The organism is Bacillus sp. N5-665 (assembly GCF_022637375.2).
Taxonomy (GTDB): Bacteria; Bacillota; Bacilli; order Bacillales; family Bacillaceae_G; genus Bacillus_A; species Bacillus_A wiedmannii.
The window spans coordinates 3,360,531-3,382,546 of the sequence record NZ_CP093325.1 but is presented as its reverse complement, the minus strand read 5'-3'; the positions used below and the strand labels follow the sequence as shown (position 1 = coordinate 3,382,546).

Sequence of the window (22,016 nt, the reverse complement as noted above, 5' to 3'; positions counted from 1 at the left end):
TACCGCGTTAAGTAAATGGCTTAGCGTCTCTTTATATAGAGACGTTGAGCCATTTTTTTATTTTATGGAAATAGAAATGGAGGGTTTATTCGGATTGGTTTATAAAATTTAATTATTTATATAAAGTAATTTAACTAGGAGGAAAATAAGATGAAACAGACGGAGCAATGGACTTCGAAATTAGGTTTTATAATGGCTGCAGCAGGATCAGCAATTGGACTTGGCGCAATATGGAAGTTTCCTTATATCGCTGGGAAGAGTGGGGGAGGAGCATTCTTTTTAATCTTTATATTATTTACTGTATTAATTGGACTACCACTACTTATAGCTGAATTTATGATTGGACGCAGTACGCAGAAACAAGCAGTTGGAGCATTTAAAAGTATCGCACCTAATACAGGATGGCACTGGATTGGACGCCTTGGCGTTGGAACATGTTTTATACTACTTTCGTTTTATAGTGTTGTAGGTGGATGGGTGTTAATTTATTTATTCAGAGGAGTAACGGGACAACTTATTACTCCGGGACAAAATTATGGAGCATTATTTACTGAAACAATTGGAAATCCCGCTTGGGCGATTATGGGACATTTCGCTTTTATGTTCATTACGATTTGGGTTGTATCAAAGGGTGTACAAAATGGAATTGAAAAAGCAAGTAAATATATGTTGCCAGCATTGTTCGTTTTATTTGTTGCTCTTATTATTCGTTCATTAACACTTGATAATGCAATACAAGGTGTGAAGTTTTTCTTACAACCAGACTTCTCAAAGATTACTTCAGAAAGTATTTTATTCGCGATGGGACAATCATTTTTTGCGATTAGTATCGGGATTTCGATTATGGTTACCTATAGCTCGTATTTAAATAAAAAAGAAAGTTTACCAAAATCAGCAGTTACAATTGTTGGATTGAATTTATTTGTTTCATTATTTGCAGGTCTTGCTATCTTTCCGGCCGTATTTTCATTAGGAATGGAGCCGACAGAAGGGCCTGGATTACTATTTATCGTATTACCATCTGTATTTAGTCAAATTCCATTCGGTGGGTTGTTCTTAACAGTATTTCTTGCACTATTTACATTTGCAACATTAACATCGGCATTTTCTCTACTAGAGACAGTTGTTTCAGCATTAGCAAATGGTGAACAAGAAAAGAGAACGAAATTATCATGGATAATCGGTTTCAGCATTTTCTTAGTAGGTATACCATCCGCGTTATCATTTGGAATATGGAGTGATATTACGATTTTCGGAAAGAATATTTTTGATGCAGTGGACTTCTTATCTAGTAATATATTAATGCCACTTGGAGCACTATTTATTAGTATTTTCGTTTCATTCAAAATGGAAAAGAAGGTGCTAGAAGCAGAGTTTTTTGTAGGTGGAAATTATGGAAAGAAAGTATTTACTTGTTGGGCGTTTTTACTTCGATTTGTAGCGCCACTTGCAATAATCATCGTCTTTTTAAATGTAATAGGGATTATTTAATCTAAGGTGTTATAATATTCAGTAAAAAAGAAGGTGATGATTATAAAGGCGAATTTGATAGGAACAGGGAAATACATGAACATTAGAGGGAAAAAGCTATACGTTGAAACGTATGGAAATCTTAAAAATAAACCAGTCCTATACTTGCATGGTGGACCAGGAGAAAGTTGCTATGATTTTTCATTTCATCAAGCGGAACGTTTAAACGATTCTTTATATGTAATAATGATAGATCAAAGAGGTGTTTGTCGCTCAGAAGAAATTACTGAGGACGAAGCTTTTGGATTAAATGATTTGATTGAAGACTGTGAGGAACTAAAAAAAGTATTACAAATTGAGAAATGGTCTGTCATTGGACATTCTTTCGGTGGATATGTAGCATTGTTATATGCGTCGATATATCCAAGTTCAATAGAGAAAATCATATTTGAAGCGCCAACTTTCGATTTTGCATTAACAAGTAGAGCTTTGTTACAAAAGACAGGGCATTTATTAAAAAAGTATGGAAAAGAAGAAGTAGCAGAAGAGTCCATCGCCTATTCATCTAGCAATGCTACTTCAGAAGAGTTGCTAGAAGCTTATATAAGACTAAGCAATGAATTAGAAGAAAATAGAATGGAGATTTACAATTATAAGGAAGATATGACAGACGAGAGTTTGTATAGTGATGAAGAGTGGGAAGTATGTTCAAATCGCTCCAAAATTCATTTTGATAGATTAAAAGTAGAAGGAGCAGTTCATACTTCATTATTACCTAAGATACAAGATATACAAAATCCAATGTTATTAATTGTAGGAAAACATGATGTAGTAACGTGTGAAAAACAAATTGAAACATTTAATAAAGATGCTCAAAATGGGGATTATATTGTATTTGAAGAGAGTGGTCATACACCGCATTATGAAGAAGCAGATCGATTTGCTGAAATAGTCATTCAGTTTTTGAAATAAAGTAGAAAAGGAGCTTCGTGTAATGCGAAGCTCCTTTTCTTACATTTTGGGATAAGTGATTGTAATATTAGGCCATTTGTTTTGCCAGTTCTTTTTATTAACTCTAGTGTTGTATATATGTAATCGTTCTTTTGTTTCAAGAAAAGGAGCTGTTGGTCTCACTTGTAAGGAAAGAACATCTTCAATACCGCATGGGGCTGTTAATATAACTTTGTTTTTTTCGTCTAATGTAACCCCTAAAGCGGTTGCTGTTTCAGGAAATTTAGAAATAGCATCAACAGAAGAAGAGTACGGTGGCATATTATTCACCACATGCATACGAGCTTGATTCTTTACCGACCAAGGGATAGTAGCATCAATATTCTTTAATTTCGTTTCTAATGATTGTTCGTATATCTCATCTTTATGTAGACTATTATAATAAATTACATCAACATCAGGCATAGTTGTTCTAGCTTCATAGTTATGTAAAGTATCCCAAATTTTAGAGCGAACAAATCCGGCGCAAATCCACCAATCAGGTAACTCTAGTGATTTTGCCATTTGTAATACGTTCATCATCCATTCGTCGTTTTCTATTAAGCGAATTATATCTTGCTCTGTTTGTATAGTCATTTGTTATCCCACCTACTATTTTTATAGAGGACTAATTCATCAGTTTAATAATCCATGTGATCCAGTAAGCACCTGGTATGAATAATAGTTGTGCTAATAACGTACCAAAAAGTCTAGAAATCATTAGCCAGCCATACATTTTACTCATTGCTTCTGCACCTTCTTCTGATTGAAGAGCTCGCTCTGTTAAAAGAGCGATACGTGGATCAAGCAGCACTGTTAATAAAATAGTAGCAAACCCATTAATAAGGCCAGAAGCTGTAGTAGCTTTTGTTGCGTAATCTGGAAGTAAAAAGGAAGCGTATAGGGCTGAAAGAACACCAGCTGTATAAATAGCAGTAGCAAACATGTTAATAAGCATAATACGTTTTGGAATACCACCAATGCGTAGTCTATGAATCATTTCTAATTTTGGGAAGCGTACATATTTTTTTGTGTACTTTAATTTTTGAATGTTATTTGTTCTCATCATTCGAATGAAAGAACCGTCTGTTTCAAAGTTTTGAATGACATATCCAAATAGTTTGGTTAAAGTTGGATACAGTATAATCGCAATCAATGTACCGACAGAGGCGGATAATAGAACGAGCCGTATAATATGTTCTAAATTAATGGATGCGTCTCGTTTTGCCTCATCGACAAACCCACTGATTAAAAAGGCTTGTAGCATGTTAGATGTTCTTGAAATGAGTAACACCATGCCTACGACAGACAAAGCAACAGCAATTCTCTTTAAACGCACTCCAGCTAATCGAATACTATAAGAGCTTGTTTCAACCGCATGAATAACAATTGTGAAAGCCATTATAACAATTAACGTAATTGACATTAGATTCACCAGTTTCTATTAAAATAATTGTAACTTTTTTACTTTATCATATGTATTACATTTTGTAACTGAAAGTATGTGACATAGAAGAAAAAATTTCGAAAAGATAAATAATGATAGTATAGTAAAAGGTGGCCATGAAAAAGCCTTCCATATAATATGTAAAGTAAATAGGAGCGGGGGATTAAATGTGTATACAACATTTCTATTTGATTTAGATGGAACATTGACGGATCCGAAAGAAGGAATTGTAAATTCAGTATTGTATGCATTAAAAAAGCTTGGAATTGAAGAATTACATGTAAATGAGTTAGACTCATTTATCGGTCCGCCCATCCAACAATCATTCGTAGAGAGGTACAATATGAATGAAGGGGAAGTTGAAAGAGCTGTTTTTTATTTCAGAGAGTATGTAAAGCAACGTGGATTGTTAGAAAATAATGTATACGAGGGTATTCCAAATCTTTTAAAACGATTAAAAGATACCGGAAATCGTTTATTTATAGCGACTTCAAAACCTACTATATTTGCTGAACAAGTTATAGAGCATTTTCAATTAAAGAATTATTTCGAAAGTATCATTGGAAGTAATTTAGATGGTACGAGAAGAAAAAAAGAAGAAATCATTGCTCATATTTTACAAACAAATGAAGAACTTAATAAAGAAGAAATTGTTATGATTGGAGATAGAAAACACGATATAATCGGTGCGAATCATAATGAGATTGCTTCAATTGGTATTTTATATGGCTATGGTAGTGAAACAGAATTGACTGAAGTTGGTGCGACTCATATAGTAAATGATGTAAAAGAACTACATCATTTTTGTTTAGAAAATAGTTTGGTAAAGTAGTAAATGTAGAGACTAACAATCCCTTTATAACGTATGACGATGAAATCGTTTATGTTTAAAGGGATTTTTCATATGTAATCGAATATGTATAATTAGACATTTTCAGCATGAAAAATTTGTATGAATAAGAGGAGGGATGTCAGAATCAAAAGATTAGTAGAAGTTTATCTATAAAAGTTTGAATTTTCTGTTTAAAGGAGGGGTATAATTGGAGCTAGTTATTATATTATTAGCACTTAGTTTACTAATGTTTGTAGCATATAGAGGGTTTTCTGTTATTTTATTTGCACCGATATTTGCATTATTTGCGGTATTTTTGACAGAGCCTAGTTTTGTATTACCTTTCTTTTCGAATATCTTTATGGAGAAAATGGTAGGTTTTATTAAACTATATTTTCCTGTATTTTTACTTGGGGCAATATTTGGTAAAGTAGTAGAAATGTCAGGAATTGCGGACTCGATTGCAAAGACAATTATAGAGTTAGTTGGTGAAAAACGTACGATTTTAGCGATTGTATTAATGGGTGCTATCTTAACGTATAGTGGCGTTAGTGTGTACGTAGTAGTGTTTGCTGTATATCCGTTCGCAGCTAAGCTGTTTCGACAAGCGAATATTCCAAAGCGTTTAATCCCTGGAACGATTGTACTTGGAGCAGTCACGTTTACAATGGATGCGCTACCTGGATCACCACAAATTCAAAACGTAATACCTACAACATTTTTTAAAACGGACATTTATGCTGCGCCGATACTTGGTATTGTAGGGGCAATTTTTGTACTTACGTTAGGTTTACTATATTTAGAGAGTAGACGTAAGAAGGCGAAGGCAGCAGGAGAAGGGTATTTTGGTTTTAACGATGGGGATACTGAAATGGCAGCTTCTTTGCAAGTAGAACAAAAAGATATGCCGATGCTTAAAAGTATTGAAATTACAAGAGTACAGCAAGTGATTGCTTTTATACCACTTATTTTAGTAGGTGTAATGAATAAAGTTTTTACTATTATGATACCGAAGTGGTATCCGAATGGTTTTGATTTTTCTGCAATTGGTATGAAAGCATTTGGAAAAGTAGAATTAAGTGCAGTAGTTGGAATCTGGTCAGTAGAATTGGCACTTATTATAGGTATTGTAACAACGTTATTATTATATTGGAAACGAGTAGTAACAGGATTTCAAGCTGGATTAAATACAAGTATTGGTGGAGCGTTACTTGCAACGATGAATACAGGTGCTGAGTTTGGATTCGGTGGGGTAATTGCAGCACTTCCAGGTTTCGCGATTATGAGAGACGGCATTTCTGCCACATTCACAAATCCTCTAGTGAATGGAGCGGTCACGACGAATATTTTAGCTGGAATTACAGGCTCTGCATCAGGAGGAATGGGAATTGTTTTAAGTGCGATGGGAGATAAGTTTATTGCAGCGGCCAATCAATTTGATATTCCATTAGAAGTAATGCATCGTATCGTGTCAATGGCATCGGGAGGAATGGATACATTACCACATAACGGGGCTATTATTACTATTCTTACAGTCACAGGTTTAACACATAAACAGTCGTATAAAGATATTTTTGCTATTACAATTTTGAAAACGGTTGCTGTATTTTTAGTAATTGCATTCTATACTGCAACAGGAATTTATTAAGTCGATATTTTATAAACTAAAATATAAATTAGGGTAAGAAGGGGTGGAGTACTTGCAAGATGTTGCTGAGTTTCGTATGCCGAAGTCTGTATTATATGGAAGAAATTCGCTTGAAAAGCTGGGGGAACAATCTAAGAAGTTGGGGAAAAGAGCGTTTATAGTTACGGATACAATTATGGAGGATTTAGGATATGTTGAGAGGTGTATACAACAATTAAATACGAAAGGTATAACTGTTATTACATATAATAAAGTAAATGCTGAGCCTATAAATATACACGTGTTAGAAGCGTTAACACTTTGTAAAGAAGGAAAGTGTGATTTTATTATCGGTATTGGTGGTGGAAGTTGTATTGATGCTGCGAAAGCAGTTGCGGTGTTATATACAAATGGTGGAGAAGTGGAAGATTACGTCCAAAAAGATATGGAAATAGAAAACGATCCGCTACCACTAATTGCAATCCCAACAACTTCTGGTACTGGATCGGAAGTAACAAGTGTAGCAGTAATTACGAATAAACGAACAGATGTAAAAATGATGATGAAACATCCGAGTTTTACCCCACAAGTAGCGATTATTGACCCGATTTTAACGCGTTCGGTACCACCCCATATTACAGCAGCAACAGGGATAGATGCATTATGTCATGCAGTCGAAGCATATATTTCTAAAGTTTCACAATCACTTACAGATGTACTAGCTCTTTCCGCTATTGAAGGTATTATGAAATATTTACGTATTGCATATGAGGATGGAGAGAATATGGAGGCAAGAGAAGCGATGATGATTGCTTCCTTACAAGCTGGAATCGCATTTTCCAATGCATCTGTTACGTTAGTTCATGGAATGTCAAGGCCGGTAGGAGCATTATTTCATGTACCACATGGTATATCGAATGCAATACTATTACCTACAGTTTTAGAATATACAAAAGTTAGTGCAGTAAAAAGACTAGCGGATATTGGACGTTGTTTAAATAAAGATTTGTATTCCTATCGTGATGAAGAAGTAGCCGACTACACGCTGAGGGAAATAAAAAAACTTTGTTTTGATCTTCGTATCCCAAATTTAAAAGAATACGGAATTGGTGAAGTTGAATTTGAAACAGCTATTTCTAAAATGGCATCAGATGCAATTGAAAGTGGAAGTCCAGCAAATAATCCACGTGTGCCATCATATGATGAAATTAAACAGTTGTATCGAGAATGTTTTCATTATCAATATGAAGATTCTATAAAAACATCAGAAAGTTAATTTCAGAATATTCTTATAAAAATTTCCTTGGAAATAGTTAAAACAAGACTTTATATTATAAACGTAAAGTCTTGTTTTATTGTGTATAATATACATAATAAAATGTTGTGATTAGTTTTAAAAAACAGTATAAGGTGGGTGGGTTTTAATGAAAACAATAGGTTTAATTGGTGGTATGAGTTGGGAATCAACTTCTGAATATTATCGAATCATAAATGAAGAAATAAAAGAGAGATTGGGAGGGTTACATTCAGCAAAATGTATGATTCATAGTGTGGACTTTGAAGAGATTGAGCGATTCCAGTCTAACGGAGATTGGAATGGAGCAGGAGAAATGTTAGGAAATGCGGCATATTCGTTACAGAGGGGAGGAGCAGATTTTATAATTATTTGCACAAATACAATGCATAAAGTAGTTGAGAAAATAAAGGAGAATATTCATATTCCAGTCTTACATATCGCTGATGCAACTGCGAAAGAAATTAAAAGGAAAGATATTCAAACGGTTGGTTTACTGGGAACAAAATATACAATGGAGCAAGACTTTTATAAATTACGCATAGAAGAGAATCGTATAAAAGTAATGGTTCCATCAGAAAAGGATAGAGAAAAGATAAACGAAGTAATATATACAGAATTGTGTTTAGGAAAGATAACATCTCAATCTAGAGAGTATTATAAAATAGTTATAGAAGAGCTAGTACAAGAAGGGGCACAAGGAATCATATTAGGTTGTACAGAAATAGGATTATTAATAAAGCAGGAAGACGTATCAGTTCCGATATTTGACACAACTCATATACATGCAGTTGAAGCAGTTAATTTCGCTTTACGAAATAGATCATAATTATATTATGTAATCTAGTTCGTGTTTGTGGAAAACATTCTGAAAATACTTTATAATGTAAGTGGTTACATTTAAGGGGGAATGCGTATGTTTTCAGTTCAACCAATCGCATTTGTACATAATGAAAGAAAGGAAATAAAAGATGATGAGTGGGGAGAAGTAAGATCCTATATTACTTTAACTGAAATATATACAGAGGAAAGTATACAAGGGATTGAAGATTTTTCTCATATTGAAGTTGTTTTTTATTTTCATAAAGTAACTGATGAACAAATTCAATATTTTGCTAGACATCCTAGAAATAATAATGATTATCCTAAAGTAGGCATTTTTGCACAGCGCGGGAAAAATCGTCCGAATCGCATAGGAACCACAATTGTAAAGGTGATCAAAAGAGAAGGTAAATCAATTATTGTTGAGGGATTAGATGCTATTGATGGCACCCCTATATTGGATATAAAGCCGATAATGAAAGAGTTTATGCCGAAAGAAGAAATTGTACAGCCTAAATGGGCAACAGATATAATGAGAGAGTATTGGAAGGGGAATGGAGTGAAATGAGAATATATGAGGCAACAATTGCAGATTTAGATGGACTAGCATCAGTTTTTAATAACTATCGTATGTTTTATAGACAAGATTCCGATATAGAAGGAGCAAAAGGATTTTTGCGAAATCGAATAGAGAGAAAAGAATCCGTTATTTTTGTAGCAGTTGAAGACGGTGAATATATTGGCTTCACACAATTATATCCATCATTTTCTTCCATTTCGATGAAAGAATTATGGATATTAAATGATTTATTTGTACAAGCCACTAAGCGCGGAGCAGGAACAGGTAAAAAATTACTAGAAGCTGCTAAAGAATTTGCCTTAGAAAATGGTGCAAAAGGTGTAAAATTACAAACGGAGATTGATAATTTATCAGCACAGCGATTATACGCTGAAAATGGTTATTTGAGAGATAATCGTTATTTCCATTATGAATTAACGTTTTAAAAAAATATAAGATTAAAAGAGATGCTTTCATTGTGAAAACGTCTCTTTTAATTTGTATTATTGTTGATTTAAAATCCAATTTGTAGCATCTTCAAAGTTTTCTGCAATGTAGTTTGGTTCAATATGTGCCCATTTGTCTCGGTACGTATGTAAAGCATCATATCCAGCGCCTGTTCGAACTAATATCGTTGTCGCATGTACTGTTGCTCCTGCAACGATATCAGTCCAGCGATCACCAATTACAGCGCATTTTGTTAAATTAAGTCCGTGTTTTTCAGCCGCTTGCAGCAGCATACCTGTACTTGGTTTACGGCATTCACAACCATCACCGTGTTTATGAGGACATACGTATATATCATCAAAACCGAAGCCTTCTAATTCTTTTACAAAATCAGCTACAGTCGCTATCCCATCTGCGATACCTGGTTGATTTGTGAAAGAGAAAATTTTTATATTTTGAGCTTTTAGTTTTTGCAGAGCTGCTTTTGTGAAAGGAAATAATGTAAAAGAGCCTGGATAATGTATTGTAGTGTCACCGCCAATTGTACCGTCACGATCAATAAAAATAGCTTCGATGTTTGTCATAGTTTTAGTCCTTTCCATTTATAAGTAGTTTAAAAATGTTTTACAAATCGATATCCATTTACTTCATATCCTAATTTTTTGTAAAAAGGATGTGCTTCTACTCTTTTTGTTCCACTGACTAGCCATGTGCCGATACAATTATGTGTCTTTGCTAATTGTTCTGCATAATCCATTAATACTTGTCCAATGCCTTTCCGTCGTATTGTAGAATTAACGCTAATAATTGAAATCTCCCCATAACGAGTTATATCTTCTAAATTTTCACGTATACGAAACCCAAGTAATCCACATATGGTTTCTTCTTCCTCATAAACATATAAAAAATCAAAAGGACTCATTTGTACGAATTGCAATCGGTTGTTCATATCTTCATAGGAAATAGAAGAACCTTTTAATTCTTTCGCTAAAGAACAAAGTGCATCTATATCGTCTATTGTAGCTTCGCGAATTTGAAAAGACATATAATCCACTCCAATAAAATGTAATCAAACATTAAATATTCTGTTAAAAAGTATGTATTCCTGCTATGAAAATAAATATTTTATAATGATATATAGATAGTTATCTGTTATTCTTTTCCTTGATTTTATTGGAAATGGAAAGAAGGGGAATGTATGTTAGACGTGAATATTCGCTCTGCCGGATATGATATAGGGGAAAAGACAATTCATGATATTGCCTTTTCAATTGAAAAAGGTGAATTAGTTGCACTTATTGGTGCGAATGGTGCTGGGAAGAGTACGACGATTAAAACGATGCTCGGTTTACTTGTAAATATGAATGGTGAAATATCATTTGGTGAAAAGAAAAATCCTTATGCATACGTGCCGGAACACCCGACATATTATGATTATTTGACGCTTTGGGAACATATCGAACTATTAATGGATGCTCGCGAGAACGAAGTAGGAAGCTGGGAAAGAAAAGCAGAAGAGTTATTACATATGTTTCGAATGGATAAACATAAACATGAGTATTTATCAAAGTTTTCAAAAGGTATGAAACAAAAATCGATGCTCATTTTGGCATTTTTAACTGAACCAGATTTTTATATCATTGATGAACCTTTTATCGGTTTAGATCCAGTAGCTACGAAAGAGTTTTTAAGTTATTTATATAAAGAAAAAGAACGTGGCGCAGGTATTTTACTTTGTACGCACGTATTAGACACAGCTGAAAGAATTTGTGAGAGATTTTTACTCATTTCACAAGGTACATTAGTCGCAGATGGAAATCTAGAATCTATCCAAGCGTTAGCAGAAATGCCAGGGAGTTCATTATTAGACTGCTTTGATGTAATAGTAAGGCGTGAACAGCATGATTAAACAACAATTTTATAAAAGATTGCGCCATGAACTTGGGCGTAAATGGAAGTCCATACGTTCTATAACTGATTGGACGGTTGCACTATATATTATTATTCCTGCACTTATATTTATAGGGATTTATTATCGTTCACTATGGATGGAAGAATTATCGATGGGAGAGACAGTTTATTTCGGATTAGGTTTACTCGCATTTTATGTGATTACATATTCTAGAGGAGTTCGCTCATTTTTTGAACAAGCGGATAGTTTATTTTTAATTTCTTATCCCGCTCACATGCAAAAGTTAATCCAGTATGGCATGACATATACGTTAATTCGAATAGCGATAACGAATGTAGTGGTAGTAGTTGCTATGTTACCAGTGTTGATGAAAAGTATTGGAGTGGCGCAGGTACAAATCATATTATTTTGGCTATTTTTTACTGCATTTCGATTTATGTTGTCGTTGTTAACGAGATTTATTCATATACGTGTGGGGAAACGATGGCTACTATGGATTGTAAAAAATGTGATATTTTCTATAAGTCTATCCTTTTTTGGATTGAGTCTGTCTCTTATTTATAAAAATTCCTTTTATTCTATACTATGTATCGGTCTAGCAGTTTTATTAATTATCGTATTGATAAAAGAAAAACTAAATTATAAAAATTGCTTTTTTAAAGAAGTTGAGAAAGAGAAAGAAGAAAGTATGCGCTGGACGAGTGGGATTATGCAAGTTGGTGGTCATGCGGCTAAACCGAGTAGTTCGAATAAAAAGCCGTGGATGTTTCCATGTTCTAAAAAGTTTTTAGGGAAGAAAAAAGATTCTCGTATTGTTGAATCCTTTTTAAAAGAATTTTTCCGTACAAGTAGTGCACGAATATTTTATATTCAAATTGTATGTATAAGTACTGTAAGTATTATCATGAGTCCGAGGTGGATTGTAGCTATTATTCTTGTATTTTCTTTAGTTGCAATTTCTCGTTATGCGCGCGATTATTGGAATGAATTTACGAAAAAAATGTTTCTTCATTTATATTGTGATGAAGGAAAATTACTACTGTTAAGATGGAAGGCAGATTGCTATTTATTACTTCCAGTACTGCTTTTGTATGGAATAGTTATACTTTCTCATTTTTATTTATTACCTACTGTAATTGCCGGGATTATTTTTATAGTATGGATTGGTTGGATTGTATTTTTACCATAGAAAAAGAGCCGGAAAATGGCTCTTTTTTTAATCTGTTACACATTGATAAAGGAAATATACTAAAACGAGTATGCTTGCGGCGGAATACATGACATCTAAAGTCATCTGATTGCCTCCTCATTGTTGTTGTACTTATATTGTATGAAATCTTACAATTTCATATTCAAGTGAAAAATATGTGAACGTTAACAAAATTGTAAAGTGCAAAAATTACAATCATTTTGTATAATAGAAGAAACAACCGTTATATAAAATATAATGAGTGAAAGGGAGGGAACATAAATGCCAAATTGGTTTAGAAAAACCTTAGTCGCATTAATTACCGTATTTACATTTGGTTTAGTGACGCCTCCTTCCATATTGCTTGATAATGCCAAAGCTGCGGACAAGCCTACGAGTACAGCTGGGCAACAAAATTTGGAGAGTACGTCCTATACATATGAAGAAACGAATGACAGGTTAACCACCGATACTTTTATTACTTATGCAATGCTAGAAGCAGAGAAGCAGTCGATGCAAAAGTTTGGCACTAAAATTGGTCCAGTAATTGAAGATGAGTTTAAAGATGTAATATTACCGAAAATTGAAGAGGCAATTGCTGAGCTTGCCAATGATGTACCAGAAGATTCGCTGCAATCATTAGCGATTTCTCAAAGGCCAGCTGGCGGAAATAATGAAAAGATTTTTCATGTGTATGACACGAAATCAGGAAATGACTTATTGCGATTTCATGTAAGAAGAGATCATCCACCGCAAGATGGTTACTATTTTAATTTCCACTATCATCGATTTGATGATGGGTACTCAGGACACCATGAGTTAGGAAATATTTATTGGAATACGAATGTACCGCCAAAATGGCTTTCTTAAAAAGAACAAGAGAAAATCTTGTTCTTTTTTATGCTTATAGAAGGGTAAGACAACTATATTGTTGAATAAAATAGGTTTAGGAAAAAAGAAGTAAGGGAGTATGGGAATGCAAAAATATATTGTTTTTGACTTTGATGGCACATTAGTAGATTCACAAAATATATTTGTACCAATTTATAACCAGCTTGCTGAAAAGCATGGATATAAAACCGTAAGGGAAGAAGAAATTGAGTATTTACGTAAATTAACGATGCCGGAGAGATGTAAACAACTCGATGTACCACTGTATAAACTACCGATATTAGCATTAGAGTTTTATAAATTGTATCAACCTGCTATAAAAGATCTCATTTTGTTCCATGGGATGAAGGATGTATTAGATGAACTACATAAGAAAGGCTACGGAATTGCAGTCATATCATCGAACTCAGAAGAGCATATTCGAGCATTTTTACACAATAATGATATAGAAAATATTCAAGAAGTGTATTGTTCAAAAAATTTGTTCGGAAAAGATAAAATGATAAAACGGTTTTTAAAATCCAAAAAGATAACAGAGAAAGATATGTTATATGTTGGTGACGAACAGCGAGACGTAGCAGCATGTAAAAAGGCTGGGGTAAATGTAATTTGGGTATCTTGGGGATATGATGTCATTGAAACAGTGAAAAAAGATGCACCAGATTATATGGTCAATACACCGATGGAAATTGTACAAGTAGTACAAGGGGCGTATTCTTAATATGAATACACTTCGAGCAGGTATTCATCATATTGAATTTTGGGTAGCAAATTAGAGGAGCCCATTTCTTTTTACGATCCGAATGGTTTTATAATAGAAGTAGCGTATACACCAAATGTAGAAATGTAAGGGGAGTATATATGAAGACAATTACAGCATGGCAAAACAATATACAAATAGTAAAGGATGCAGTTAATATTGAAGAAATCTCCAAAGGTTTCTCACCAGATAAGAAATATATAATTACGTGTGCGAATAACGAAAAATATTTATTGCGGACAGGCGATATGAAAGAGTATGAAAGAAAGAAAATAGAGTTTCAAATTTTAAATGAAATGCAAAACCGTAGTGTGCAAGCACAAAAACCAATTGAAATGGGTTTGTTGGCAGAAAAAGGTTTATGCTATGGCATTTTTTCATATTTAGAAGGGGAAGATGCGAAGAAGCTATTGCCTACGTATTCACCAAAAGAACAATATGAAATTGGTATAGAGGCAGGAAAAGATTTAGCAAAAATGCATACATATGAAGCTCCTAAGGATATCCTTCCATGGTATGAAAGAGCAATGAAAAAACATCGAAAATATGTAGAGGCATATAAAACATGTGGAATAAAAATAAAAAAAGATGATAAAATCATTAAGTTTATAGATGAAAATGAAATATATTTACAAAACCGCCCAAATCGATTTCAACACGATGATTTTCATTTAGAAAATATAATTGTACGTGATGCGAAATATGTAGGTGTTGTTGATTTTAATGGCTACGATTGGGGCGACCCACTTCATGATTTCGTAAAAATTGCACTATTTGCAAGGGACATTAGTATTCCGTATTCAATCGGACAAATAGAAGGATACTTTAACGGGAGAATACCAGAGGAGTTTTGGAAATTATATGCGGTTTACGTTGGCATGACGGTTTTCTCTTCAGTTGTCTGGAGTTTACGAGCAGCACCGCATATGTTAGATGATACGTTAGAGCGTCTTACTATAGTTTTAGAAGATCATAAAGACTTTGAGTCATTAAAGCCAATTTGGTTTCAACCAGAAAAATTAATATGAAATAGAAAAGGGAGGTGTGATTCACATCTCCCTTTATTTTTTTACCATTCTTCGTTTTGAAGCAGTTGTAATGCTAATTTTAAATCAACATCTTCTTGTAGATGTTCCGGAGTCCACGGGATATGTATATGCGGCTGTATACCAATTCCGGACATTCCTTCGCCTTTATCTATAATAGAGAGCCGTGAAGTAGGGTAGTAAAGTGCGAATGTATTAGCCCATTCCATTACCGCTAAATTAGAATAAACATTTAAACCAGCAGTAGGACGACCTATTACTTTTACTTTCAATGATTTTTTTGCTACTTCTACAAAAGAATCACCAGAACTTCCACATGTAACATCTGTTAATATAACTACTCTACAAGGTGATTTTCGTCCGTGTATTTTTAATGATTGAAGTTCTTTTGGTAACTCAGAAGTATCAAATGTAACGAATCCTTTTTTATAATTCTTTTTTAAATCTTGAATAAATATATCTGTGAATATTTTGGAAAGTTCGTCTAAAGAATCATAATCTTCCATTTCGATGTCTTTCATGCGTAAATGAAAGTTTCGTTCTGTATGATTTAATTGCATTGTATCTGAAGAATCTAAAAGGGAAATCTCTTTGTCTTCGAATAAGTAAGGAAGTAATTTAAAAAATGCATCATCACTCCCGCCACGATTCAATCGCACATCTATTATTAAGTTCGGAAAAGTATTAAGCTCATCTTTATGTAAGTCTAATAATTTATTAATAGCATCAGTATTTGCGAAATCCGTCAAAGTAATTAAGAGTGTATCTTTATTCTGCTGTTTAAATGAATAAATAGGCGTATATTCGCTTTGTTTATACTTTTGTAAAGTAATGGTTTCGGTTACGCCATTTTCATTTATAAGTGTACAATTTGATGATTTTAATAAAACATAATCCCATTTTTCACGTTCATATGTATTCTCATTTAAATACTTCTTATATTTTATTAATAACTCTGGAATTTTCATATTATCTAATGCTAGAATAGCCTGTCCTTTTTTCAATCTTATTTCTTGTGAATTGGATGTAATATATAGGCGGTCTTCGTATCTTTTCACCTGGAAGCCAACACTGTTAAGAGGTTGATTTTTAGAGTGCATTTTGAAAAACATATGATTATCTTTAAAGTCTAGTAAGTAATCACGTACAATTTCAGTAAATTGTACTGGTGTTAGTTCTCCTTGTCTCTCTAGTTTTTCAACTGTCTGTAAATAAGTAGCAGGATCGTCCCATCCTTCCTTATCTATACAACCTGAATAATCGTGATGAGTAATCGAAACAATTTCTTTGGAAATTTCTGTGTACACAGCTTTTCCTCCTGGTAATTTAATTAGTTGAATAATAGAATTCTGTATCCTTTACGTATTATCCTTTTTTTGGGATGGATAATTTAAAGGGAAATAGAGGGAAGTGTTATCTTCCCTCTATTAAAATATTTATTTAATTTTCTTAAATGCAAGCGGCTGCGTGCTTAACATAGCTGGTACATGTAACTGAAGGGATGGGAATTCACCACTAACACTCATTTCATAAGCCAATAATAAACTCATTTTCATTTGGAATAAGTCAACTTTTGCAGAGAAGATGTCGTAATGATGATGCGCTAATTGAATGTCCATCTCCATCTCCATAAATTTTACAAATAACGACTCATCTCGTTTGTATACTTGTAATGTTCCATATGCAGGATGCTCGAAAGTACCGGTATAATCTTCTAACTTGTGAGAAGGTGTAGTCCCTTTAATTTGTTCAGGAATGGATTCAGTTGCTTCTTTCATCATTTCCTTCATTTTTTCAGTATCTTCTACAGCACGTTTATGCCAATCAATGGATTCTAATTCAAGTAGTTCGTCATAAATTTGATTAGCGAGATAAGTAGGTAGTAATGTACCTCCAGCATTCGTTAAAATGACAAGGCCTATGTTTTCTGTTGGTATGAATGAAACAAGCGCTGAAAATCCATCAATATTACCACCATGATGAATCACCTTATTACCACGATAAGCGCTAATAAACCAACCAAGGCCGTAACTATTTAATGGAGATTCAGGTAGTGATAAAACCGGTTGATCTGGAATTGAATTGTGCGGTGTATACATTTGTTGTAATAATTCAGGAGAAATTAATTCATGCTCTCCAAATTTCCCTTGTTTTAAGTGAAGAAGGACCCAATTGGCCATATCTTCAATTGTAGAATTAATACAACCAGCAGCGCCAACCGTATCAATATTGCGGAATGGAACTTCTTTTATTTCACCTTCATTTTCAATGTAAGGTAAAGCATAATCATCTGTAGTTTGTGAATCTGTAACAGAGAAATTTGTATGTCTCATATTTAAAGGTTCTAAAATATGTTCTGTAGCGTATTGCTCCCACGTTTGATTCGTAATGTTTTCAACAATGTAGCTAATTGTTGCATACATTAAGTTGTTATAAAGAAATGCTGTGCGGAACGGTGCATCAAGTTGTAAATGTTTTATTTTTTCAACGAGATCTTTTCGAGATAAGGAAGAGCTGTACCAAAGAGCCTCATGACGGCTTACACCAGTTCGATGAGAAGCTAAATCTCGTCCGGTAACTTGTGAGCTAGCAAGTAGTTCAGATAAAGAGAAGTTAGGTATATAAGACTGGACAGGAGTATCCCAATTAAACTTATTTTGTTGTGCTAACAAGCTTAATGAAAGTGTACCAAAAGCTTTCGTTGAGGAACCGATTGCGAACCGAGTATTCGGTGTAACAGTGTCTTTTGTCCCTAAATTTCGATAGCCAAATCCTTCTGAAATAATAACTTCACCGTCTTTTATAACAGCTACAGCAGCTCCAGGAACATTTAAATCCTTCATCATTTTTTCAACCGTTGTTTGTAAAGAAGTCATAACAGGAGTTTCAATTTTAGACATACTTCTAACCTCCAAATATAAATTTTGTTCTACCGCACTATACTTTCGGTAATAGAAAATGAAAACCTTTATAAATTTGGAAAGTTAATAATTTTGTAAGAATGAATGAAATTATTATTTGTTTAGAATTTTATTTTTATTATAATTAATTTAAATTAAGATATAGAAAAGATGGTGAAGAAGTGTGCTAACAATAAAGAGAGTACTTTGCGATAATAAAAAAAATCCGATAGGTATAGATTCAAAAGTTGTTAAAATGAGTTGGCTGCTTGAGTCGAGTAACCGAAATGTAAAACAACTTGCTTATCAATTGCAGGTTGCGAAGGATAGAGATTTTGAAATTATAATGTTTGATTCGCGAAAAGTAGAAACAGATCAAAGTTTACATATACCAATCAATTCATTTTCATACAGAGCGGAAACGCGTTATTTTTACCGGGTAAAGGTATGGGATAATTACGGAGAAGAATCATCTTGGTCAGAAGTAGCATTTTGGGAGACTGGATTACAAGGGCAAGATAACTGGAGCGGGAACTGGATTGCTGCGAAAAAAGAACGAGCGCAAGTTATGTCCTTTAATAAAAATTTTACTATTAAAAAAGTAGTTAAAAAAGCGCGTTTATATATCACAAGTTTAGGATTATACGAGGCTTCTATAAATGGAGAGCGCATTGGAGATTGTTATTTTACCCCTGGATGGACAAGTTATGATAAGAGAGTACTGTATCAAACGTATGATATAACGCATTTATTAAAGGGTGAGCACAATACTATTTCGGTTCTGGTAGGTAATGGCTGGTATAAGGGACCACTTACCATGCATCATGTACGTAATTATTACGGTAGAAGACGTGTGATAATTGCTCAAGTACATATAACGTATGAAGATGGAACGAAAGAAAAAATTGTAACAGACGAAACATGGAAGGTAATACCAAGCCCAATTTTGTATTCAGAAATTTATGAAGGGGAGGTTTACGACGCTAGGCTAGAAGAAAGTGGGCAAGGGCTAGAAGATGTTGAAGTAATTGAGCATTCCAAACAAATACTTGTTGCGCAAGAAAACGAAGCAATTCGTAAAATGAAAATTATTAAACCGATTTCTATTTCAAAACTACCGAATCACGAATGGCTCATTGATATGGGGCAAAATATGGTAGGTTGGGTTCAATTTACAGTCCGTCATGTTTATATTGGCCAAAAGATAGAATTGCATCATGCTGAAATATTGAATAAAGACGGTAGTTTTTACACCGGAAATCTCCGAAAGGCAAAACAAAAAATAGTGTATATAGCAAAAGGAGAAGAAGAGGAAACGTTTGAACCTCATTTTACATATCAAGGCTTTAGGTATGTGAAGATAAGTGGATTAACCCAGCCGCCTCAAATAGCAGATTTTGAAGGGATTGTATTACATACGGATATGGAAAAAACGACTGAATTTGAAACGTCTAATCCATTAATCAATCAACTTCATCATAATGTGGAATGGTCTCAAAGAGGGAACTTTTTTGATGTGCCAACAGATTGTCCGCAGCGAGATGATCGACTTGGATGGACCGGAGATGCACAAATGTTCATTGGGACAGCTACGCAAATTATGAATGTACAATTGTTCTTTAAAAAGTGGCTCCAAGATTTATCATTAGATCAAAATGTTAATGGAGCTGTGCCTTTAGTTATTCCAGATGCTTTTGGGAAAAGAGCGGATTTTGATTTACATACTTCTGGTGGTTGGGGCGATGCAGCAATTATATGCCCGTGGGTTCATTATTTACATTACGGAGATGTATCGATTTTAAAAGAACAATATAACAGTATGAAGAAGTATATAGATTACATACGTTCACAAGGTGAGAACGAGTATTTATGGGATACAGGCTATCATTTAGGAGATTGGCTTGCATTAGATACGAAACCAGATGTATATGAAGGCGGAACAGACAAGCATTTTATTGCGACAGCTTATTATGCGTATTCTACATCGCTTTTACGAAGAATTGCTGAGATTTTAGATGAAACTACAGATGCTAAGTTTTATGCAGAGTTACATGGAAATATTGTTCAAGCGTTTCAAAATGATTTCGTTACACCGAATGGAAGGTTAATTTCAAATACCCAAACAGCCCACATATTAGTACTTCTTTTTGAACTAGTGAAAGATGATGTGAAGGAGAAAGTATTTAATCGCTTAATTGAGCTATTAAAAGAAAATAAAAATCATTTAACAACAGGTTTTTTAGGAACACCGTATTTGAATTTAATATTAAGCAAGTTTAACAGGCATGACCTTGCTTGTAAGCTTCTATTTTATGAAGATTATCCATCATGGTTATACCAAGTGAAAAAAGGTGCCACAACGATTTGGGAACATTGGGATGGCGTGAAAGAGGATGGAACACTTTGGAATGATAGTATGAATTCTTATAATCATTACGCATATGGCTCTATCGTTGAATGGATATACCGATATATTATTGGATTAGAAATGGATGAGACAAAACCTGCATATAAACATTTTTATGTACAACCACATTTTGATTCGAATTTAGAATGGATTAGAGTAAAACGTGAGACAGCTTATGGAGAAATTAAGATTGAGTGGCGTGTAGAAAATGAACAAGCCTTTCTCAAGATTTCTGTACCACCAAATACAAGCACTACATTGCGGATAGACGAAACGAATTGGAAAGCAGAACATAACATTGAAAAGGATTTAGGATCAGGCGATTATAAATTTACCTTTTGTAAAAATATAAAGGGGTAGAATTCTGTTAATATAGAAATATTTTTTATTGATTAGGATGATTAAATTTACTATTTTTCATGTTATGATAAATTTCATACACGATTGAAAGAAGGTTTTACTACATATGAAACATGCTGAAAATGAATACTTAAATTTATGCCGCCATGTAATGGAGCATGGTACGAAGAAAGAAGATCGTACAGGGACAGGCACTGTATCTGTATTTGGATATCAAATGCGTTTTGATCTAAGTAAAGGTTTTCCTTTATTAACGACAAAGAGAGTGCCGTTTCGCCTTGTAGCAAGTGAACTGCTTTGGTTTATGAAAGGTGATACAAATATTCGTTATTTATTGCAGCATAATAATAATATTTGGAATGAATGGGCATTTAAGAGCTGGGTAGAAAGCGATGAGTATACTGGTCCTGATATGACTGATTTCGGTCTTCGCTCACAACAAGATGAGGAATTTAAAGTGCAGTACGATGAGCAAATGGAATTGTTTAAAAAGAACGTTTTAGAAGATGATGATTTCTCGAATAAATATGGTTATTTAGGAGATGTATACGGAAAGCAGTGGCGTGCCTGGAAAACGACAGCTGGTGAGACGCTTGATCAATTAAAAGATGTAATTGAAATGATTAAAAAAACGCCAGACTCCCGTCGCCTAATTGTTTCTGCCTGGAATCCTGAAGATGTACCAAGTATGGCATTACCACCTTGTCATACGCTATTCCAGTTTTATGTAGCGGATGGCAAACTTTCTTGTCAGTTATATCAAAGAAGTGGTGACATATTCCTTGGAATTCCATTTAACATTGCAAGTTACTCATTACTAACACATTTAATCGCACATGAATGTGGTCTTGAAGTGGGAGAATTTGTTCATACAATTGGAGATGCACACATTTATACGAATCATTTTGAACAAGTAGAAAAGCAATTGGCACGTGAACCACGTCCATTCCCGAAACTTACATTAAATCCAGATGTGAAATCTGTGTTTGATTTTGAAATGGAAGATTTAACGATTGAAGGATATGATCCACACCTAGCAATTAAAGCACCGGTTGCAGTATAA

Annotated in this window: 21 protein-coding genes, 1 pseudogene and 1 other annotated feature (1 of these 23 only partly in view); of the genes and pseudogenes, 16 read left to right on the top strand and 6 right to left on the bottom strand. The window is 33.9% G+C overall.

Annotated features, from left to right (window positions below; all coding sequences use genetic code 11):
• Window positions 1–34 (top strand) — a binding site (T-box leader); it begins 215 nt to the left of the window's first position.
• 116 nt (window positions 35–150) lie between these two features.
• Both MNO09_RS19920 and MNO09_RS19915 read left to right on the top strand, forming a co-directional pair.
• On the top strand, window positions 151–1,491 hold the full coding sequence (locus MNO09_RS19920) for a sodium-dependent transporter (RefSeq protein WP_000814548.1): 1,341 nt from the start codon (window positions 151–153) through the stop codon (window positions 1,489–1,491).
• A 36-nt stretch (window positions 1,492–1,527) separates the two neighbouring features.
• A complete protein-coding gene (locus tag MNO09_RS19915) occupies window positions 1,528–2,442 on the top strand; it encodes an alpha/beta fold hydrolase (RefSeq protein WP_088107129.1) in 915 nt (304 codons plus the stop codon).
• Window positions 2,443–2,481: 39 nt separating this feature from the next.
• On the opposite strand, the gene MNO09_RS19910 is transcribed toward MNO09_RS19915, so the two are convergent.
• Together MNO09_RS19910 and MNO09_RS19905 are read right to left on the bottom strand one after the other, a co-directional pair.
• A complete protein-coding gene (locus MNO09_RS19910) occupies window positions 2,482–3,057 on the bottom strand; it encodes a nucleotidyltransferase family protein (RefSeq protein ID WP_000155288.1) in 576 nt (191 codons plus the stop codon).
• 31 nt (window positions 3,058–3,088) lie between these two features.
• Window positions 3,089–3,886 carry a lipid II flippase Amj family protein gene (locus tag MNO09_RS19905; RefSeq protein WP_000028920.1) on the bottom strand — a complete coding sequence of 266 codons (798 nt, stop codon included), beginning with the start codon at window positions 3,884–3,886 and terminating at the stop codon, window positions 3,089–3,091.
• Window positions 3,887–4,076: 190 nt separating this feature from the next.
• Here MNO09_RS19905 and MNO09_RS19900 point away from each other — a divergent pair, with 190 nt between their 5' ends.
• The 6 genes from MNO09_RS19900 (at window position 4,077) to MNO09_RS19875 (ending at window position 9,487) form a co-directional block, all read left to right on the top strand.
• The gene (locus tag MNO09_RS19900) at window positions 4,077–4,739 is read left to right on the top strand and encodes an HAD family hydrolase (RefSeq protein WP_000288764.1); all 663 of its coding nucleotides are present in this window, start codon (window positions 4,077–4,079) and stop codon (window positions 4,737–4,739) included.
• Window positions 4,740–4,947: 208 nt separating this feature from the next.
• Complete coding sequence (locus MNO09_RS19895; RefSeq protein ID WP_000424300.1) at window positions 4,948–6,387, top strand: GntP family permease; 1,440 nt, start codon at window positions 4,948–4,950, stop codon at window positions 6,385–6,387.
• A 52-nt stretch (window positions 6,388–6,439) separates the two neighbouring features.
• The gene (eutG, locus tag MNO09_RS19890) at window positions 6,440–7,642 is read left to right on the top strand and encodes an alcohol dehydrogenase EutG (protein WP_088107130.1); all 1,203 of its coding nucleotides are present in this window, start codon (window positions 6,440–6,442) and stop codon (window positions 7,640–7,642) included.
• Window positions 7,643–7,790: 148 nt separating this feature from the next.
• A complete protein-coding gene (locus tag MNO09_RS19885; RefSeq protein WP_000848579.1) occupies window positions 7,791–8,489 on the top strand; it encodes an aspartate/glutamate racemase family protein in 699 nt (232 codons plus the stop codon).
• 87 nt (window positions 8,490–8,576) lie between these two features.
• On the top strand, window positions 8,577–9,050 hold the full coding sequence (locus MNO09_RS19880; RefSeq protein WP_000493262.1) for an SAM-dependent methyltransferase: 474 nt from the start codon (window positions 8,577–8,579) through the stop codon (window positions 9,048–9,050).
• Window positions 9,047–9,487 (top strand): GNAT family N-acetyltransferase, encoded by a 441-nt coding sequence (locus MNO09_RS19875; protein ID WP_001223855.1) that lies wholly within the window; start codon window positions 9,047–9,049, stop codon window positions 9,485–9,487. Before MNO09_RS19880 ends, MNO09_RS19875 begins: the two co-directional genes overlap by 4 nt.
• A 57-nt stretch (window positions 9,488–9,544) precedes the next feature.
• On the opposite strand, the gene MNO09_RS19870 is transcribed toward MNO09_RS19875, so the two are convergent.
• Window positions 9,545–10,072, bottom strand: a complete 528-nt coding sequence (locus tag MNO09_RS19870) for an HAD-IIIA family hydrolase (RefSeq protein WP_000181712.1) — start codon at window positions 10,070–10,072, stop codon at window positions 9,545–9,547.
• Window positions 10,073–10,101: 29 nt separating this feature from the next.
• Entirely contained in the window at window positions 10,102–10,533 is a 432-nt protein-coding gene (locus MNO09_RS19865) for a GNAT family N-acetyltransferase (RefSeq protein WP_000009770.1), read from the bottom strand.
• A 153-nt stretch (window positions 10,534–10,686) separates the two neighbouring features.
• Here MNO09_RS19865 and MNO09_RS19860 point away from each other — a divergent pair, with 153 nt between their 5' ends.
• The 6 genes and pseudogenes from MNO09_RS19860 (at window position 10,687) to MNO09_RS19835 (ending at window position 15,268) form a co-directional block, all read left to right on the top strand.
• Complete coding sequence (locus MNO09_RS19860; RefSeq protein ID WP_000887839.1) at window positions 10,687–11,397, top strand: ABC transporter ATP-binding protein; 711 nt, start codon at window positions 10,687–10,689, stop codon at window positions 11,395–11,397.
• Window positions 11,390–12,589, top strand: coding sequence for an ABC transporter permease (locus MNO09_RS19855; protein ID WP_088107131.1), 1,200 nt, complete (start codon window positions 11,390–11,392; stop codon window positions 12,587–12,589). Before MNO09_RS19860 ends, MNO09_RS19855 begins: the two co-directional genes overlap by 8 nt.
• A gap of 282 nt (window positions 12,590–12,871) precedes the next feature.
• Complete coding sequence (locus MNO09_RS19850) at window positions 12,872–13,459, top strand: YpjP family protein (protein WP_001134411.1); 588 nt, start codon at window positions 12,872–12,874, stop codon at window positions 13,457–13,459.
• A 106-nt stretch (window positions 13,460–13,565) separates the two neighbouring features.
• Entirely contained in the window at window positions 13,566–14,201 is a 636-nt protein-coding gene (locus MNO09_RS19845; protein WP_001174998.1) for an HAD family hydrolase, read from the top strand.
• A gap of 1 nt (window position 14,202) precedes the next feature.
• Window positions 14,203–14,312 (top strand): annotated as a pseudogene (locus MNO09_RS31065) (aminoglycoside phosphotransferase); the annotation flags it as partial.
• 29 nt (window positions 14,313–14,341) lie between these two features.
• Window positions 14,342–15,268: an aminoglycoside phosphotransferase family protein gene (locus MNO09_RS19835; RefSeq protein ID WP_000849647.1), complete on the top strand. Its 927-nt coding sequence runs from the start codon at window positions 14,342–14,344 to the stop codon at window positions 15,266–15,268.
• Between the two features lie 41 nt (window positions 15,269–15,309).
• Here the strand turns inward: MNO09_RS19835 and MNO09_RS19830 are convergent, their stop codons facing one another.
• The gene (locus MNO09_RS19830; protein WP_000287840.1) at window positions 15,310–16,593 is read right to left on the bottom strand and encodes a S41 family peptidase; all 1,284 of its coding nucleotides are present in this window, start codon (window positions 16,591–16,593) and stop codon (window positions 15,310–15,312) included.
• A gap of 129 nt (window positions 16,594–16,722) precedes the next feature.
• A complete protein-coding gene (locus MNO09_RS19825; protein ID WP_000034347.1) occupies window positions 16,723–18,186 on the bottom strand; it encodes a serine hydrolase in 1,464 nt (487 codons plus the stop codon).
• 184 nt (window positions 18,187–18,370) lie between these two features.
• Between MNO09_RS19825 and MNO09_RS19820 the strand changes: the two genes are divergently transcribed.
• Window positions 18,371–20,953 carry a family 78 glycoside hydrolase catalytic domain gene (locus MNO09_RS19820; protein WP_000955729.1) on the top strand — a complete coding sequence of 861 codons (2,583 nt, stop codon included), beginning with the start codon at window positions 18,371–18,373 and terminating at the stop codon, window positions 20,951–20,953.
• A 106-nt stretch (window positions 20,954–21,059) separates the two neighbouring features.
• Window positions 21,060–22,016, top strand: a complete 957-nt coding sequence (locus tag MNO09_RS19815) for a thymidylate synthase (protein ID WP_088107133.1) — start codon at window positions 21,060–21,062, stop codon at window positions 22,014–22,016.

Bases quoted from the DNA above. Each gene is read 5' to 3' on its own strand.
- MNO09_RS19870 (WP_000181712.1), bottom strand. From the start codon at position 10,072: ATGACAAACATCGAAGCTATTTTTATTGATCGTGACGGTACAATTGGC.
- MNO09_RS19815 (WP_088107133.1), top strand. From the start codon at position 21,060: ATGAAACATGCTGAAAATGAATACTTAAATTTATGCCGCCATGTAATG.
- MNO09_RS19910 (WP_000155288.1), bottom strand. From the start codon at position 3,057: ATGACTATACAAACAGAGCAAGATATAATTCGCTTAATAGAAAACGAC.
- MNO09_RS19835 (WP_000849647.1), top strand. From the start codon at position 14,342: ATGAAGACAATTACAGCATGGCAAAACAATATACAAATAGTAAAGGAT.
- MNO09_RS19860 (WP_000887839.1), top strand. From the start codon at position 10,687: ATGTTAGACGTGAATATTCGCTCTGCCGGATATGATATAGGGGAAAAG.
- MNO09_RS19905 (WP_000028920.1), bottom strand. From the start codon at position 3,886: ATGTCAATTACGTTAATTGTTATAATGGCTTTCACAATTGTTATTCAT.
- MNO09_RS19855 (WP_088107131.1), top strand. From the start codon at position 11,390: ATGATTAAACAACAATTTTATAAAAGATTGCGCCATGAACTTGGGCGT.
- MNO09_RS19845 (WP_001174998.1), top strand. From the start codon at position 13,566: ATGCAAAAATATATTGTTTTTGACTTTGATGGCACATTAGTAGATTCA.
- MNO09_RS19880 (WP_000493262.1), top strand. From the start codon at position 8,577: ATGTTTTCAGTTCAACCAATCGCATTTGTACATAATGAAAGAAAGGAA.
- MNO09_RS19825 (WP_000034347.1), bottom strand. From the start codon at position 18,186: ATGTCTAAAATTGAAACTCCTGTTATGACTTCTTTACAAACAACGGTT.
- MNO09_RS19920 (WP_000814548.1), top strand. From the start codon at position 151: ATGAAACAGACGGAGCAATGGACTTCGAAATTAGGTTTTATAATGGCT.
- MNO09_RS19915 (WP_088107129.1), top strand. From the start codon at position 1,528: ATGATTATAAAGGCGAATTTGATAGGAACAGGGAAATACATGAACATT.
- MNO09_RS19885 (WP_000848579.1), top strand. From the start codon at position 7,791: ATGAAAACAATAGGTTTAATTGGTGGTATGAGTTGGGAATCAACTTCT.
- MNO09_RS19865 (WP_000009770.1), bottom strand. From the start codon at position 10,533: ATGTCTTTTCAAATTCGCGAAGCTACAATAGACGATATAGATGCACTT.
- MNO09_RS19850 (WP_001134411.1), top strand. From the start codon at position 12,872: ATGCCAAATTGGTTTAGAAAAACCTTAGTCGCATTAATTACCGTATTT.
- MNO09_RS19875 (WP_001223855.1), top strand. From the start codon at position 9,047: ATGAGAATATATGAGGCAACAATTGCAGATTTAGATGGACTAGCATCA.